Annotated in this window: 13 protein-coding genes; 9 read left to right on the forward strand and 4 right to left on the reverse strand. The window is 71.3% G+C overall.

Annotated elements, in window-relative coordinates:
- Positions 1-101: 101 nt before the first annotated feature.
- A complete protein-coding gene (locus HBB12_RS25190) occupies positions 102-1,028 on the reverse strand; it encodes a coiled-coil domain-containing protein (RefSeq protein ID WP_236991883.1) in 927 nt (308 codons plus the stop codon).
- 204 nt (positions 1,029-1,232) lie between these two features.
- Positions 1,233-1,766: a DUF1134 domain-containing protein gene (locus tag HBB12_RS25195; RefSeq protein WP_442919377.1), complete on the reverse strand. Its 534-nt coding sequence runs from the start codon at positions 1,764-1,766 to the stop codon at positions 1,233-1,235.
- Positions 1,767-1,979: 213 nt separating this feature from the next.
- Here HBB12_RS25195 and HBB12_RS25200 point away from each other — a divergent pair, with 213 nt between their 5' ends.
- Positions 1,980-2,480, forward strand: a complete 501-nt coding sequence (locus HBB12_RS25200; protein WP_236991885.1) for a YHS domain-containing (seleno)protein — start codon at positions 1,980-1,982, stop codon at positions 2,478-2,480.
- Positions 2,481-2,496: 16 nt separating this feature from the next.
- On the opposite strand, the gene HBB12_RS25205 is transcribed toward HBB12_RS25200, so the two are convergent.
- Entirely contained in the window at positions 2,497-3,369 is an 873-nt protein-coding gene (locus HBB12_RS25205; RefSeq protein WP_236991886.1) for a 3'(2'),5'-bisphosphate nucleotidase CysQ family protein, read from the reverse strand.
- 203 nt (positions 3,370-3,572) lie between these two features.
- Between HBB12_RS25205 and chpT the strand changes: the two genes are divergently transcribed.
- The 6 genes from chpT to HBB12_RS25235 all read left to right on the forward strand — a co-directional run bounded on the left by chpT (position 3,573) and on the right by HBB12_RS25235 (position 10,497).
- Positions 3,573-4,268, forward strand: a complete 696-nt coding sequence (gene chpT / locus HBB12_RS25210) for a histidine phosphotransferase ChpT (protein WP_236991887.1) — start codon at positions 3,573-3,575, stop codon at positions 4,266-4,268.
- A gap of 180 nt (positions 4,269-4,448) precedes the next feature.
- Positions 4,449-7,196: a hybrid sensor histidine kinase/response regulator gene (locus HBB12_RS25215; RefSeq protein ID WP_236991888.1), complete on the forward strand. Its 2,748-nt coding sequence runs from the start codon at positions 4,449-4,451 to the stop codon at positions 7,194-7,196.
- Between the two features lie 90 nt (positions 7,197-7,286).
- A complete protein-coding gene (locus HBB12_RS25220; protein ID WP_093569635.1) occupies positions 7,287-7,787 on the forward strand; it encodes a chemotaxis protein CheW in 501 nt (166 codons plus the stop codon).
- 16 nt (positions 7,788-7,803) lie between these two features.
- Entirely contained in the window at positions 7,804-8,169 is a 366-nt protein-coding gene (locus HBB12_RS25225; protein WP_236991889.1) for a response regulator, read from the forward strand.
- A gap of 155 nt (positions 8,170-8,324) precedes the next feature.
- The gene (cheB, locus tag HBB12_RS25230) at positions 8,325-9,533 is read left to right on the forward strand and encodes a protein-glutamate methylesterase/protein-glutamine glutaminase (protein WP_236991890.1); all 1,209 of its coding nucleotides are present in this window, start codon (positions 8,325-8,327) and stop codon (positions 9,531-9,533) included.
- A 40-nt stretch (positions 9,534-9,573) separates the two neighbouring features.
- Complete coding sequence (locus HBB12_RS25235; protein WP_236991891.1) at positions 9,574-10,497, forward strand: CheR family methyltransferase; 924 nt, start codon at positions 9,574-9,576, stop codon at positions 10,495-10,497.
- A gap of 1,019 nt (positions 10,498-11,516) precedes the next feature.
- Here HBB12_RS25235 and ctrA read toward each other — a convergent pair.
- Positions 11,517-12,218, reverse strand: a complete 702-nt coding sequence (gene ctrA / locus HBB12_RS25240; RefSeq protein WP_203156662.1) for a response regulator transcription factor CtrA — start codon at positions 12,216-12,218, stop codon at positions 11,517-11,519.
- Between the two features lie 444 nt (positions 12,219-12,662).
- Between ctrA and fliI the strand changes: the two genes are divergently transcribed.
- Both fliI and fliJ read left to right on the forward strand, forming a co-directional pair.
- On the forward strand, positions 12,663-14,003 hold the full coding sequence (fliI, locus tag HBB12_RS25245) for a flagellar protein export ATPase FliI (RefSeq protein ID WP_236991892.1): 1,341 nt from the start codon (positions 12,663-12,665) through the stop codon (positions 14,001-14,003).
- Between the two features lie 90 nt (positions 14,004-14,093).
- Positions 14,094-14,501, forward strand: coding sequence for a flagellar export protein FliJ (gene fliJ / locus HBB12_RS25250; protein WP_203156663.1), 408 nt, complete (start codon positions 14,094-14,096; stop codon positions 14,499-14,501).
- Positions 14,502-14,504 lie beyond the last annotated feature (3 nt).

The following is a 14,504-nucleotide window of genomic DNA, read 5'->3' on the forward strand; positions in this document are numbered from 1 at the left end:
AGTGTTTCCAGGGTATTTCCGGTTCGGTGCGGCGCGTCCACGGGCGGATCGGGCCGGCCGCGATGTGCCGCAGGGCACAAAGCCCACCGATTCCCGGCGGGTCATCCCGCCGCGGCGGGTGTCGGCCGCTGGGTCGATTGTCCGAGCTGGGTCGCCGGCGGCAACCGCGGCTCCGGCCGGCCTTGCGCCTGCATCAGGGCATCGGCGACCTCGGCGATCCGGCGCTCCAGGGCGGCGTTCTCGGCGGCGATGCGCTCGGGCGGCGGGGGAGCGGCCTTGCTCGACGCCGCTTGCCGCGCCTCTTGCCGCGCCTCTTGCAATGCTTCTTGCAGCCGCGCGATCTCGGCCCGCGCACCTTCCGCCTCGGAGGCATGGCGGGTGACGAGGTCGGCGAGCGCGTCCTCGAGGGCCTGGATCTGCTCACGGGCGGCGCTGGCGACGCTCTCGCCCGCCGCGGCGACCTGCCCGCGGGCCGCCCGGACCCGCTCCTCGGCGACGCCCCTTGCCGCCTCGGCCTCGGCCTGACCGCTCCGTCTCGTCTCGACCTCGGCCCGCAAGGTGGCAAGCTCGGCCAGGGCCCGCTGGTAGGGGCCTTCCAGCGCCCGCATCGCCTCCTCGGCGGCGGCCCGGGCGGTGCGGGCCTCGGCCAGCTCGCCCTGGATCTGCGCGAGGCTGCCGCGCGCCTCGACGAGGTCGCGCTCGATCTCGGCGAGATGCGCGTCCCGGCGCTCGATCTCCTGGGTCAGCGTGCCGATGCGCACGGTGCGGCGGCCCATCTCCTCCATTTCGGCCCGGCGGGCGGCCATCGCCTCCTCGACCCGGCGCTCGAGCTGGCGCTCGCGTACGGCGAACTCGGCCCGCAGGTGGTCCTTCTCGGCGGTCAGCTCGACGATCGACATCGGGTACAGCGCCTCGAGCCGGCGGCGCGTCAGGCGCTCGGCCCGGGCGTTGAGCGCCGGCAGGACCAGCAGGGCGCACAGGCTGGCGGCGAGGAACCCCAGCGCCGCGAACATCAGGGATTCGATCACCCGGGCGATACTCTCTCGGCGTCCGGGCGGGAGGCTCCGCACGGACGGTTGATACGATCGGCGTGCCCCGCGCACGGCCGGAAGCCGGGCACGGGTGGCGCGGCCGGACCCTGCCACGGGAACGCCGCCAGGGCCAGCTTGCAAGGCCCCGCCTGCGAGGCCTGCCTGCGAGACCTGCCCGCAGGACCGGCGCGGCCGGTCCCGTCAGAACGGGTTCCAGGTCGGCGAGTCCGTGAACTTCAGATAGCCGACATTGATCCCGAACCGCGCGCCGACCCCGGCGCGGATCGGCACCACCACGATGTTGTCGGCGGTGACCGCCGACATGCCGAAGCCGCCGACCACGTAGGCCGAGCCGTCCATGCCGACGAAGCGCCGGTAGAGCGCGTCGACCCGCGGCAGGTTGTAGACCAGCATCATGGCGCGGGCGCCGTCGCCGCCGACGTCGAAGCCGAGGGACGGGCCCTGCCAGAAGATCTTGCGCTGGCCGGCATTGCGGGTGAACAGCGTGCCCTCGCCGAAGCGCACGCCGCCGATGATCGCGCCGGAGGCCTCCTGGCCGAGGATGTAGCCGTTGGGCTCGCCCCAGCGCCGCGTCGCCTCCTGAACCGTCAGGGCGAGGCCGCGGGAGACCGAGCCGAAGAACTGGTGGCCCGAATCGATGATCTCCCGCGGCTGGAAGGTGCCGGGATCGCCGGGCCCGCGCCCCTGCGCCGCGGCGGGGAGGGCGGCCAGCATCGCGGGAGCGGCGAGGAGGGCCGCGAGGGCGCGCCGGCGCGAGATCCGGAGGGGCTGCCGGGTCCGAGAGGCGGAGCCGGCGATCTGCCGACCTGGCGGGGCGGAGGAGGCTGAGAGCATTCGTTAGGCATCCCGGCTTTAGATGGTCCTGGCCGGTCCCGGCGAGCGGGAGCCGGCGCGGACGGGCGGCGGGATGCCACAGATGCTGCGAATATGGGTAAGATCCGGTTAACGCGGCGCGGCGTGCTGTCGCTTCTTCCCGCAGCGGTGACCCTGCCCGCCGCAGCGATCCGGCCGGCCCGCGGCGAGACGCCGCTCGGCGTGCCCGATCTCTACGCCGCCGACCCCCTGACCGGCCTGGCCTTGCGCGGCTTCGACGCGGTCTCCTACCGGCTCGGGCCTGCGCCCTTGCCCGGCTCGGCGGCGCATGAATTCACTTGGTCGGGCCTGGTCTGGCGCTTCGAATCCGCGGCGAATCGCGGCGCCTTCGCGCGGGCGCCCCAGGCCTACGCCCCGCGCCTGGGCGGCTTCGATCCGGAGGGCATCGCCGCCGGCCGCCTCGTCGAGACCGATCCCCTGGTGGCGGCTCTCGGCGACGACCGGCTCTACCTGTTCCGCGACGCCGAGCGCCGGGCGCGCGCCGACACCACGCTCATCGATGCCGCCGAGGCGCGCTGGCCGCTCCTGCGGCCCGACGCCGCGATCGGCGGCTGAGCAGGGTCGCCCGGCGCTACGTCGCTCGCTTCGGGCTCGTCGCCGGCAGCACGGCCCGGGCGGCCTGGGACGGGTCGCCGAAGGCCGCGAACGGGCCGTTGAGGTACTGGCCGGGCCGGCGTCCGTAGCCGAAGGGCCGGCCGTCGGGGCCGACGAGGCAGCCGCCGGCCTGGGTGAGGATGTGGTCGCCGGCCGCCGTGTCCCATTCCATCGTCGGGCCGCAGCGGACGTAGACGTCGCCCTCGCCGCAGGCGAGGAGCCCGAACTTGAGGGCCGAGGAGACTCCGCGCCGCGCGCCGATCGGCAATTCGGCGAGGAACGCCTCGTCCGCCGCCTCGCCGTGGCTGCGGCTGACCAAGGCCGTCATCCCCTCCGGCGGGACGGGTCGGGCCGCGACCGGCCGGAAGGCGCTCAGGACCCCCTCGACGACCGGCGCCTCGACGGCGTGGGTGCCGGCGGCCCAGACCCGGCCGAGGGCGGGGGCGGCCAGCGCCGCCGCGACCGGCCGCTCGCCGGCGACGAGGGCGATGTTGACCGTGTACTCGCCGGTTCCTTTCAGAAAATCCTTGGTACCGTCGAGGGGATCGACCAGGAAGAACAGGGCGGCCGGAGCGGCTTCGGCGGCGGTCTCCTCGGCGATCACCGGGATGCCGGGCCAGGCCTCTTCCAAGGCGGCGACGATCTGCGCCTCGGCGGCGAGGTCGGCCTGGCTCGTCGGCGAGCCGTCCGCCTTGAGGTGATGGCGGCAGCCGCCGAGTTCGTAGGCCCGCAGGATCGTGCCGGCGGCCGCCGCGATCTCGGCGAGCCGCAGGGCGACGGCGTCGCGCTCGGCGGGTTCGGGCTGCCGGTCGAGGGACAGAGAGGGCACGGGTTTGGTTGCGGGTGTCATGCCGCCGTCATGCCCGGCGCCGGCAGGTTTGTCGATCGATCGCGCCTGATCGGCCCCGCCGGATCGACCATGCCGAGGCGATCCGACCCTGCCGGGCGCGCGATCGCCTTTTCAAACCGGCCCGCGGCGGCTATCGGTGCCGGCAAACCGTGGCGGGAGCCGCCGCGACTCGACATCATCTGCCGGCCCCGCGGAGCACTCCCATGACCACCGTCACCCTCGACGCCCTCGACCTCTCGGCGCTGCTCTGCTCGCGGGTCTGCCACGACGTCATCAGCCCGGTCGGCGCCATCGTGAACGGGCTGGAGGTGCTGGAGGACGAGGACAGCGCCGAGATGCGCGACTTCGCCCTCGACCTGATCCGCAAGAGCGCCAGGCAGGCCTCGGCCCGGCTGCAATTCGCCCGCATCGCCTTCGGGGCGGCGGGCTCGGCGGGGGCCAGCATCGACCTCGCCGATGCGGAGAACGTCTCCCGCGGCATGTTCGGCGACGAGAAGACGCAGCTGTCCTGGAGCGCGCCGCGGGCGCTGTTCCCGAAGAACAAGGTCAAGCTGCTCCTGAACCTGGTGGTCATCGCCGTGACGGCGATCCCCCGTGGCGGCGTCATCGACGTCAAGGTCACCGGCGAGGCCGAGGCGCCGCTCTTCATCCTCACCGCCAAGGGCGCCTATGCCCGCATCCCGCCGCATGTCGAAGCGCTGATCGCCGGCACGCCGGCGAGCGGCACCGTCGACGCCCACGCGATCCAGCCGTTCTATGCCGGCCTGGTCGCCCGGGCCGCCGAGATGGGCGTGACGTTCTCGATCGAGGGCGACACGGTGACGATCCGGGCCGAGCCCGCCGCCCCGGCCGAAACCGTCTCCGAGACCGACGTCGAGGCCGACGATAACGGCATCTAACCCTGCGATCGGCCGTCGGGACGGGGCGTTTTCTCTTGGCCGTCCCTGGTTTTTCCCGGCCCCGGGCGGAATTGTCACCGGGGTCGGAGCGTTGTGAGGATTTGCGGCAACGGATCATAAAGGCTCGCGTGGCACCGTGACTCTGCGCAGAGATCCTGCGTGGATCGACGAGTGGCCGCGATGGACGATTTGTTGCGTGAGTTCCTGACGGAGTCCGGTGAGCATCTGGACACTGTCGACCTCGAACTCGTCCGGTTCGAGCAGGATCCCAACAACCAGACGATCCTGCGGAACATCTTCCGTCTGGTTCACACCATCAAGGGCACCTGCGGGTTCCTCGGCCTGCCGCGCCTCGAGGCGCTGGCGCACGCCGCCGAGACCCTGATGGGCAAGTTCCGCGACGGCATGCCGGTGACGAGCCCGGCCGTCAGCCTGATCCTGCAGACCCTCGACCGGATCAAGGTGATCCTCGCCGAACTCGAGCGCACCGGCGGCGAGCCGGCCGGGGTCGACGAGGACCTGATCGGCGCCCTCGAGCGCATGTCGGAGGAGCCGATGCCGGCGCCCGAGCCGGTGCCCGTCGCCGCCCCGGCGGCCTCCGGCACCCTGGTGCTCCAGGGGCTGGAGCGGGCCCTGAAGCCCGGCGAGGTCTCCCTCGACGACCTCGAGCGCGCGTTCCGCGATACCGCCGTCGAGATCGAGGCGCCCGCGCCCGAGGCCCTCGCCCCGCTGCCAGTGCCCGAGCCGGTCCGGCCGGCGCCCGTCCGTCAGGAGCCTGCCCCCGCGGCGCCTGCGCCCGCGCCGGTCGAGGCCCGCCGCGCCGACCCGGCGCGGGCCGAACAGCCCGCCGCCGAGAGCGAGAACGGTCCGGTCAGCAAGGTGCAGACGATCCGGGTGAACGTCGACACCCTTGAGCACCTGATGACCATGGTCTCGGAGCTGGTGCTGACCCGCAACCAGTTGCTCGAGATCGCCCGCCGGCACGAGGACGGCAACTACAAGGTGCCGCTGCAGCGGCTCTCCCACGTCACCGCCGAGCTGCAGGAAGGGGTGATGAAGACCCGCATGCAGCCGATCGGCTCGGCCTGGCAGAAGCTGCCGCGGGTGGTGCGCGACCTCTCGTCGGAACTCGGCAAGAAGATCGACCTGGTGATGCAGGGCGCCGAGACCGAGCTGGACCGCCAGGTCCTCGAGGTCATCAAGGACCCGCTCACCCACATGGTGCGCAACTCGGCCGATCACGGCATCGAGTCGGGGGCGGAGCGCAAGGCCGCCGGCAAGCCCGACAAGGGCACGATCCGCCTCAACGCCTTCCACGAGGGCGGCACGATCACGATCGAGATCGCCGACGACGGCAAGGGCCTCGACCTGCAGGCGATCCGCCGCAAGGCGGTCGAGCGCGGCGTCGCGACCGAGGCCGAGGTCGAGCGGATGACCGACGCCCAGGTGGCGAAGTTCATCTTCCATGCCGGCTTCTCCACCGCCAAGGCGGTCACCTCGGTCTCCGGCCGCGGCGTCGGCATGGACGTGGTGAAGACCAACATCGAGCTGATCGGCGGCACGATCGACATCCAGACCCAGCTCGGCCGCGGCACCACCTTCACGATCAAGATCCCGCTGACGCTGGCCATCGTGGCGGCGCTGATCGTCTCGGCCCGCGAGCAGCGCTTCGCGATCCCGCAGGTCTCGGTGCTGGAACTGGTGCGGGTGCAGCCCGGCACCGATCACACCGTCGAGCGCATCAACGGATCGCCGGTCCTGCGCCTGCGCGACCGCCTGCTGCCGATCGTGCCGGTGGCGGCGATGCTCGGCCTCGACGCCCCCGACGCCCCGGCCAAGACCGACGAGGGCTTCGTGGTGGTGAGCCAGGTCGGGCGCCAGCGCTTCGGCATCCTGGTCGACGGCGTCTTCCACACGGAAGAGATCGTCGTGAAGCCGATGTCCTCGAAGCTGCGGCACATCCCGCTCTTCTCGGGCAACACCATCCTGGGCGACGGGGCGGTGGTGCTGATCATCGATCCGAACGGCGTCGCCAAGATGGTCGGCTCCGGCACGGCGACCGGCCAGCAGGGCGAGATCGAGGCGGAGGCCGAGGGCGACGAGAACGGGGCCGATCAGGCTGTGACGCTGCTCGTGTTCAAGGGCGGCGGCGACTCGCTGAAAGCCGTGCCGCTCTCGCTCGTCACGCGCCTGGAGGAGATCGACGCGGCCAAGATCGAGTGGGTCGGCGGGCGTCCGCTGATCCAGTATCGCGGCCGCCTGATGCCGCTCGTCCCGGCCGATCCGGCCCAGGCGCTCAAGCGCGAGGGCGCCCAGGCCCTGGTGGTGTTCTCGGACGGCGAGCGCTCGATGGGCCTCGTGGTCGACGAGATCGTCGACATCGTCGACGAGGTGCTGGACGTCGAGCTCGTCACCGAGCGCTCCGACCTGATCGGCTCGGCGGTGGTGCGCAACCGGGCGACCGAGATCGTCAACATCGCCCATTACCTGCCGCTCGCCCACGACGATTGGGGCCAGGCGGCGCATCGCGCGGTGCCGAAGGCACCGAGCCTGCTGCTGGTCGACGACTCGGCCTTCTTCCGCGAGATGCTGACCCCGGTGCTGAAGGCGGCCGGCTTCCGCGTGACGCAGGCCGGCGATGCCGAGGAGGCCCTGCGCCATCTCGGCGGCGAGGCCCGCTTCGACCTCGTGGTCTGCGATCTCGAGATGCCGGGCCGCTCGGGCTTCGACCTGATCGAGGCGATGCGCAAGGTCGGCGGCCGGCTCGCCACGATGCCGGTGGTGGCGCTCGCCGGCACCATGGCGCCGGACTCGCTCTCCCGCGCCCGGGCGCTCGGCGTCGCCGATTGCGTGGCGAAGTTCGACCGCACCGGCCTGGTGGCGGCGGTGAACGAGATCACCAGCGGCCCCCTCGACGCCGCGGCCTGACGGCCTGCCGGCCCGGCCCGGACGCCTGACGGCGCCCGGGCCCAGGAAGACCACCCGCCACGCCCTCGCACGGATTATCGAGTCCCGCCCATGATGGCCGCCAACACCAACACCGCCGGCACGACCGCGCCCTCCACCGGCGAGACCACCGACTACGTGACCGTGCTCCTCGGCGACGAGCTGTTCGGCCTGCCGATCGACCGGGTGCACGACGTCTTCATCGCCACCAACCTGACCGACGTCCCCCTGGCGCCGCCGGAGATCAAGGGCCTGCTCAACCTGCGCGGCCGGGTCGTCACGGCGCTCTGCCTGCGCCGGCGCCTCGGCCTGCCCGACCGCACCGGCGACGGCCGCAACATGGCGGTGGGCCTGGAGCATGGCGGCGAGGCCTACGGCCTGCTCGTCGACCAGGTCGGGGAGGTGATGAAGCTCTCGGCCGACACCTACGAGCCGAACCCGGTCCATCTCCACAACCGCTGGCGCGCGGTCTCGCGCGGGGTGCACCGCCTCGACGGCCGCCTGCTGATGATCCTCGACGTCGAGGCGGTCCTCGCCTTCGGCGACGAGCGCCAAGCCGCCAGCGCGGCGTGAACGTAAGGACGGCCGGATGAGAACCTTCCTGATCGTCGACGACTCCGCGGTGATCCGCAAGGTGGCGCGCCGGATCATCGAGGGCCTCGGCTTCCGGGTGGCGGAGGCCGAGGACGGCCGCCAGGCGGTCGAGAGCTGCCAGGCGGCCATGCCGGATGCCATCCTGCTCGACTGGAACATGCCGCACATGGACGGGTACGACGTCCTGCGCGCCCTGCGCCGTCTGCCCGAGGGCGACCGCCCGAAGGTGCTGTTCTGCACCATCGAGAACGACGTCGCGTCGATCGCCCGGGCGCTGCATGCCGGCGCCGACGAGTACATCATGAAGCCCTTCGACAAGGACATCATGACCGCCAAGCTCCAGGCGGTCGGCCTCGCCTGAGGCCGGCCGCGCCGTCGGCCTCGCCCGAGGCCGACCGCCCATGAGCCTCGCCCGAGGCTCCGCGTGCCATCGATCCGACGCCCCGAGACGCCCCGGCCTTGCACCGGGGCCCGATCCCCCTGGCCCGCCCCGCGGCGCGCCGACCGAGACACGCCATGGCCGCATCCGCCGCGCCCTCCACCCCGTCCCCGAGCGCCGGTCCGCGCATCCGCGTCCTCGTCGCCGACGATTCCGTCGTGGTCCGCGGCCTGGTCTCGCGTTGGCTCGAGGAGGCCGGCTGCGAGATCGTCGGCACCGCCTCGAACGGCCGCATCGCGCTCGACGCCCTCGACCGGGTCCAGCCCGACATCGTGCTCCTCGACATCGAGATGCCGGAACTCGACGGCACCCAGGCCCTGCCCAAGATGCTGGCCAAGCGGCCCGGGCTCCAGGTCGTGATGATGTCGACCCTGACCCAGCGCAACGCGGAGATCTCGCTCCGCTGCCTGGCGCTCGGCGCCATCGACTACCTGCCCAAGCCCGAGGGCAACCGCGGCGTCACCACCCAGGCGAGCTTCCGCGAGGACCTGGTCCAGAAGATCCGGATGCTCGGGGCCGACCTGCGCAACCGGCCCCGCGCCCGGCCGGCGGCCTTCTCCGAGCGGCCCGGCCCGGCGGGCCTGCCCGAGCGCCCGGCCGCGATCGCCGCGCCCGCTCCGGCGCCGCGCCCGGCTGCGGCCGCCGCCCCGGCGGTCGTGCGCCCGCGTCCCCTGCGGACCAGCCCGCCGCGCTGCCTGCTCGTCGGCGCCTCGACCGGCGGACCGCGGGCGGTGGGGGAGGTGCTCGAGGGCATCGGCGCCGCGACCCTGCGGCGCGTCCCGATCCTCATCGTCCAGCACATGCCCCCGGTCTTCACCGCCGTCTTCGCCGAGCACCTCGGCGCCCGGATCGGCCTGCCGGCGGCGGAAGCCAAGCACGGCGAGCCGGTGCGTCCCGGCATCGTCTACGTCGCCCCCGGCGGGCGCCACATGGGCCTGTCCGGCACCGCCAACGATGCGGTGATCCAGCTCAACGACGGTCCGCCGGTGAATTTCTGCCGCCCGGCGGTCGACGTGATGTTCCGCGACGCGGCCGAGGTCTACGGCGCCGCCACCCTGTCGGTGATCCTCACCGGCATGGGCTCGGACGGCACCAAGGGCGCCAAGGCACTCGTCGAGGCCGGCGGCATCATGCTCGCCCAGGACGAGGCGAGCTCGACCGTCTGGGGCATGCCCGGCAGCCTGGTGAAGGCCGGCTACGCCCACGAGATCCTGCCGCTGGCGGCGATCGGTCCGGCCCTGCGCACCGCCCTCGGTGGCCCAGGTGCTGGAATGAGTGGCCACTGATGCGCACCCTGCCACGGATCCCGGGGAGGATGCCGCGCCGATGACCGAAACCGAGTTCGATTTCCTCCGCCTCTACCTCAAGCAGCGGTCCGGCCTCGCCCTGACGGCGGAGAAGCGCTACCTGGTCGAGAGCCGCCTGTCGCCGGTCTGCCGGCGCTTCAACCTCGCGGGGCTCCCCGAGCTGGTCGGCTGCCTGCGGCTTGCCCGCGACTCTGCCATCGAACGGGCGGTCGTCGAGGCGATGACGACCAACGAGACCTTCTTCTTCCGCGACCGCACGCCGTTCGACCTGTTTCGCGACGTGCTGCTGCCCGGGGCGCTGACGGCCCGGGCGAACCAGCGCCGCCTGCGGATCTGGTGCGCTGCCGCCTCGACCGGCCAGGAGCCGTATTCCCTGGCGATGATGCTCGCCGAGGCAGCCGCCCGGCTCGCCGGCTGGCGGGTCGAGATCGTCGCCACCGACCTCTCGACCGAGGTGCTGGAAAAGGCCAAGCTCGGCCTCTACAACCAGTTCGAGGTCCAGCGCGGCCTGCCCGTGCAATTGATGCTCAAGCACTTCACCCAGGTGGGCGAGCAGTGGCGGATCGCCGAACCGTTGCGCCAGATGGTCGATTTCCGGCCGCTCAACCTGCTGCAGCCGTTCGAACAGCTCGGCACCTTCGACATCGTCTATTGCCGCAACGTGCTGATCTACTTCGACACGGCGACCAAGGCCGACGTGCTGCGCCGCATCGCCGACCAGCTCGCCCCCGACGGCGCGGTGCTGCTCGGCGCCGCCGAGACGGTGATCGGCATCACCGAGTCGCTGATGCCGGATCCCGAGCATCGCGGCCTCTACCGCCACGCCAAGGCGGCGGCGAGCCCGGGCGTTGCGGCCCCGAGCCTTTCGACCGCGAGTCTTGCGACCCCGAGCGTGCCGACGGCCGCCGCAGCGATGGCCGGCCTGCGCTGGGCGACGCGCTGAAGGCTCCGGCGCCCGCCTTTGCGGGTGCCACGACCCGGCTGATCGGCGCATGAGAGGCGTCGGTCCCGCCGCCCGGGACGGCGGCTCTGTCATCCCCATGAAAAAGGTGGAGCAAGGCTCCGACCCAAGCGCTGCCACAGCCCTGCGCAAGGCGGGGAGGGGAAGATGCCGCCTATCCCGGGCAACGCCCCCATTGCCCGGGGCCCGACATCCCGAAAATGACATCGGCAGCTGTTTGACTCGCCCTGAACTCACATTCAACGCATCATTCGAGGGCCGCGCAAGCCGAGCCCGGAATGATACCAACGGTCGTTGAAAACGACCTTTGGTTCCGGTCTCGAATTTTCGCCAAGTCTCGAATTAACGCCAAGCCCGGGGTCCCGGACTTCTCGGCTTGGTGTCGAAAATTCGAGATGGGTCGACGGTCCCGTCGATCTCGGGCCTGCCCGAGATCGAATCGATGCGTCAGCATCGTGGGCCGTTGGTATGACACGGTGGGTTCAGAATGCGTGGGGACCGATCGAGCAGGCTCCGAGTAGCTGTTTGACTGTTGGACCTGCTCTGTCCCACCCTCGACCTCATCCTGAGGTGTTGGTCGATTGAAAATCGATTGACCTCGAAGGAGGGCTCCAGGGAATACAGTGTCATCTGGAGCCCTCCTTCGAGGCTCCGTTCAGTTGCACCTCAGGATGAGGTCGAGGGTGGGACGAAGAATTCCTATCGAGATGCTGGCTTTGCCACTCCGACAGGCTCCGAAAGAATGAACCAGGCGCAAGGCCGGCCGTGCTCGATCCTGCGCCGCCTGTCGGTCGTGGCTGTGTTTTTCCGCTCCGGCAGAGCGCCGTTCCGCGCGCCGGGCGTAAAGCCGGGCGGCCTTCAAAAAGGGATCGTGCCTGCCGGGCGCCCATGACGCTCAGGGCCGCCGATCCAGCCCTCGTTTCCCCCTCTCCGCCGCCAACGAAAAAACCCCGCCGGAGCGGGGTTCTTTCGTCCGTCCGGACCCGAAAGGGGCCCGGTCGTCAGACCGCGATGCGGTCCTCTTCCTCGGCCGGCTCGCGCAGCACGTAGCCGCGGCCCCAGACCGTCTCGATGTAGTTCTTGCCCTGGCTGGCATTCGCGAGCTTCTTGCGAAGCTTGCAGATGAACACGTCGATGATCTTCAGCTCGGGCTCGTCCATGCCGCCGTAGAGATGGTTCAGGAACATCTCCTTGGTCAGGGTGGTGCCCTTGCGCAGGCTGAGGAGCTCCAGCATCTGGTACTCCTTGCCGGTGAGATGCACCCGGGCGCCCGACACCTCGACCGTCTTCTGGTCGAGGTTCACGATCAGGTCGCCGGTGGTGATCACCGACTGCGCGTGGCCCTTCGACCGGCGCACGATCGCGTGGATTCTCGCGACCAGTTCATCTTTGTGGAAAGGTTTGGTGAGGTAATCATCGGCACCGAAGCCGAGGCCCTTCACCTTGTCCTCGATCCCGGCCATGCCGGAGAGGATCAGGATCGGGGTCTTGACCTTCGCCACCCGCAGCGAGCGCAGAACCTCGTAGCCCGACATGTCGGGCAGGTTCAGGTCGAGCAGGATGATGTCGTAATCGTACAGCTTTCCGAGATCGACACCCTCCTCGCCGAGGTCGGTCGTGTAGGTGTTGAAGTTCTCGGACTTGAGCATCAACTCGATGCTCTGCGCCGTGGCGCTGTCGTCCTCGATCAGAAGTACCCGCATCTCAGGTCCCCAAGCCCTGGCCCTCAAGGGTTAAGGCAAGCCCCCGCCGCCCGTCTCCCACCGGCCCGTGGGGGACGCCCGTTATCTTCCGAACCGCGACGCTAGGCCCGAACGGTTAACAAACCCTGCTCCGGTCCCGCAAGCGGTTAGGAAACCGCTGACGGTCCGGCCCCTTGCGGGTTGGCGTTCCGTTCCGGCCGAATCGCGGCAGCATACCTGCATCCCGCTCCCGGCGAGCCGCCTAAATGACTCGCATCATTGAGGCCTGCCCGTGATGTTGCCCCCGCGCCACGCCACCGGAGAACCTCCGGGCAGCGGACGCGGATCCCATCTGCCTCAGTGTTAAGGAGAGGGGTAAATGGATCGTTGATGGAATCCGGCAATGGCAGCGTCACGGTTCGGGAAACCGCCTCGTATCAACAGGATGGTGCCGGGAGAGGGGGTATGACGGGGGGAGGGCGCTTCGACGCCGCCCGCGCGGCGCTCGCCGGGGTGGAGGAGGTCGAAACCTTCGGGCGGGTCGTGGCGGTGCGCGGCCTCCTGATCGAGGTCGCCGGCCCGGTGGCCGCCATGCGGCTGGGCGGCCGGCTCGATGTCGTGGTGAACGAGGCCGCGGGCGCCGCCGTGCCCTGCGAGATCATCGGCTTCTCCGGCGCCCACGCGCTGGCCATGCCGTTCGGCTCGCTCCAGGGGGTGCGGCGGGGCTGCCCGGCCCGGGTGCGGGCGGAAGGGGCGGGGGCGATCCGGCCGAGCCGGGCCTGGCTCGGCCGCGTCGTCGACGCGCTCGGCCGCCCGATCGACGGCAAGGGGCCGCTGCCGCCCGGACCCGCTCCTTACGGCCTCCAGGCCGATCCGCCGCCCGCCCATGCCAGGCGCCGGGTCGGGCCGCCCCTCGATCTCGGGGTGCGCTGCATCAACACGTTTCTCACGATGTGCGCCGGCCAGCGCATGGGCATCTTCGCCGGCTCCGGCGTCGGCAAGTCGGTGCTGCTCTCGATGCTGGCGCGCTACACCGCCGCCGACGTCGCGGTGATCGGCCTCGTCGGCGAGCGCGGCCGCGAGGTGCAGGAATTCCTCCAGGACGATCTCGGGGAGGAGGGGCTGGCCCGCTCGGTGGTGGTGGTGGCCACCTCCGACGAGCCGGTGCTGATGCGCCGCAACGCCGCCTACGTCACCTTCGCGCTGGCCGAGTATTTTCGCGACGAGGGCGCGCAGGTTCTGTGCATGGTCGATTCGATCACCCGCTTCGCCATGGCCCAGCGCGACATCGGCCTTGCCGCCGGGGAGCCGCCGACCGCCAAGGGCTACACCCCCACCGTCTTCTCCGAATTGCCGCGCCTGCTGGAGCGGGCCGGACCCGGGACCGGGGACGGGGCGATCACCGGCCTCTTCACCGTGCTGGTCGAGGGCGACGACCACAACGAGCCGGTGGCCGACGCGGTCCGCGGCATCCTCGACGGGCACATCGTGATGGAGCGCGCCATCGCCGAGCGCGGGCGCTACCCGGCGATCAACGTGCTGCGCTCGGTCTCCCGCACCATGCCGCGGGCCTGCGACCCCGACTACCTGCCCACCGTGCGCCGCGCCCGCCGGGTCCTCTCGACCTATGCGGACATGGAGGAGCTGATCCGCCTGGGCGCCTACCGGCCCGGCAGCTCGCCGGAGGTCGACGAGGCGATCGGCCTGATGCCGGATCTGGAGGCTTTTCTGGGGCAGGGTAAGGAAGAAGCAACCTCCATCCGCGAGGGTTACGAACGTCTCGCCGCGATCGTCGGCGGGGCGTGAGGGCCGGTCGCGCGGTCCGCTACCGCGGCCGCGTGACGGCGCGTGGCGGTCGGACGCTCGGCCGCATGCCGCTGGCTGGAGTGGAGTACAATGAAGTCGCGGGACACGCTCATCCGGCTGCGCCGCTTCCAGGCCGACGAGAAGCGCCGCAAGGTCGCGCAAATCGAGGCGATGATCGCCGATTTCGCCCGTATGGCCGCCGATCTCGACCGTGAGATCGGCCAGGAGGAGCAGCGGGCCGGGATCTCCGATCCGGCCCATTTCGCCTACCCGACCTATGCCCGCGCCGCCGCCCAGCGCCGCGACAACATCCGTCGCTCGGCCGAGGAGCTCGACGTCCAGCTCGCCGCGGCCAAGGCGGCTCTCGCCGAGGCGTTCGAGGAACTGAAGAAGGTCGAGATCCTCGACGACCGCGAGCGCTCGGGCGAGCGCGCCGCCGAGAATGCCCGCGACCAGGCCAGCATGGACGCCATCGGGCTCGGCCGCGCCCGGGCCTGACGC

Origin of the sequence: Methylobacterium sp. SyP6R, assembly GCF_019216885.1 — a bacterium.
Classification (GTDB): Bacteria; Pseudomonadota; Alphaproteobacteria; order Rhizobiales; family Beijerinckiaceae; genus Methylobacterium.

Excerpts from the sequence above, each read along its gene's own strand:
- HBB12_RS25195 (WP_442919377.1), bottom strand. The coding sequence starts at position 1,766 with ATGCTGGCCGCCCTCCCCGCCGCGGCGCAGGGGCGCGGGCCCGGCGAT.
- HBB12_RS25200 (WP_236991885.1), top strand. The coding sequence starts at position 1,980 with ATGGGTAAGATCCGGTTAACGCGGCGCGGCGTGCTGTCGCTTCTTCCC.
- HBB12_RS25205 (WP_236991886.1), bottom strand. The coding sequence starts at position 3,369 with ATGACACCCGCAACCAAACCCGTGCCCTCTCTGTCCCTCGACCGGCAG.
- chpT (WP_236991887.1), top strand. The coding sequence starts at position 3,573 with ATGACCACCGTCACCCTCGACGCCCTCGACCTCTCGGCGCTGCTCTGC.
- HBB12_RS25215 (WP_236991888.1), top strand. The coding sequence starts at position 4,449 with ATGGACGATTTGTTGCGTGAGTTCCTGACGGAGTCCGGTGAGCATCTG.
- HBB12_RS25220 (WP_093569635.1), top strand. The coding sequence starts at position 7,287 with ATGATGGCCGCCAACACCAACACCGCCGGCACGACCGCGCCCTCCACC.
- HBB12_RS25225 (WP_236991889.1), top strand. The coding sequence starts at position 7,804 with ATGAGAACCTTCCTGATCGTCGACGACTCCGCGGTGATCCGCAAGGTG.
- cheB (WP_236991890.1), top strand. The coding sequence starts at position 8,325 with ATGGCCGCATCCGCCGCGCCCTCCACCCCGTCCCCGAGCGCCGGTCCG.
- HBB12_RS25235 (WP_236991891.1), top strand. The coding sequence starts at position 9,574 with ATGACCGAAACCGAGTTCGATTTCCTCCGCCTCTACCTCAAGCAGCGG.
- ctrA (WP_203156662.1), bottom strand. The coding sequence starts at position 12,218 with ATGCGGGTACTTCTGATCGAGGACGACAGCGCCACGGCGCAGAGCATC.
- fliI (WP_236991892.1), top strand. The coding sequence starts at position 12,663 with ATGACGGGGGGAGGGCGCTTCGACGCCGCCCGCGCGGCGCTCGCCGGG.
- fliJ (WP_203156663.1), top strand. The coding sequence starts at position 14,094 with ATGAAGTCGCGGGACACGCTCATCCGGCTGCGCCGCTTCCAGGCCGAC.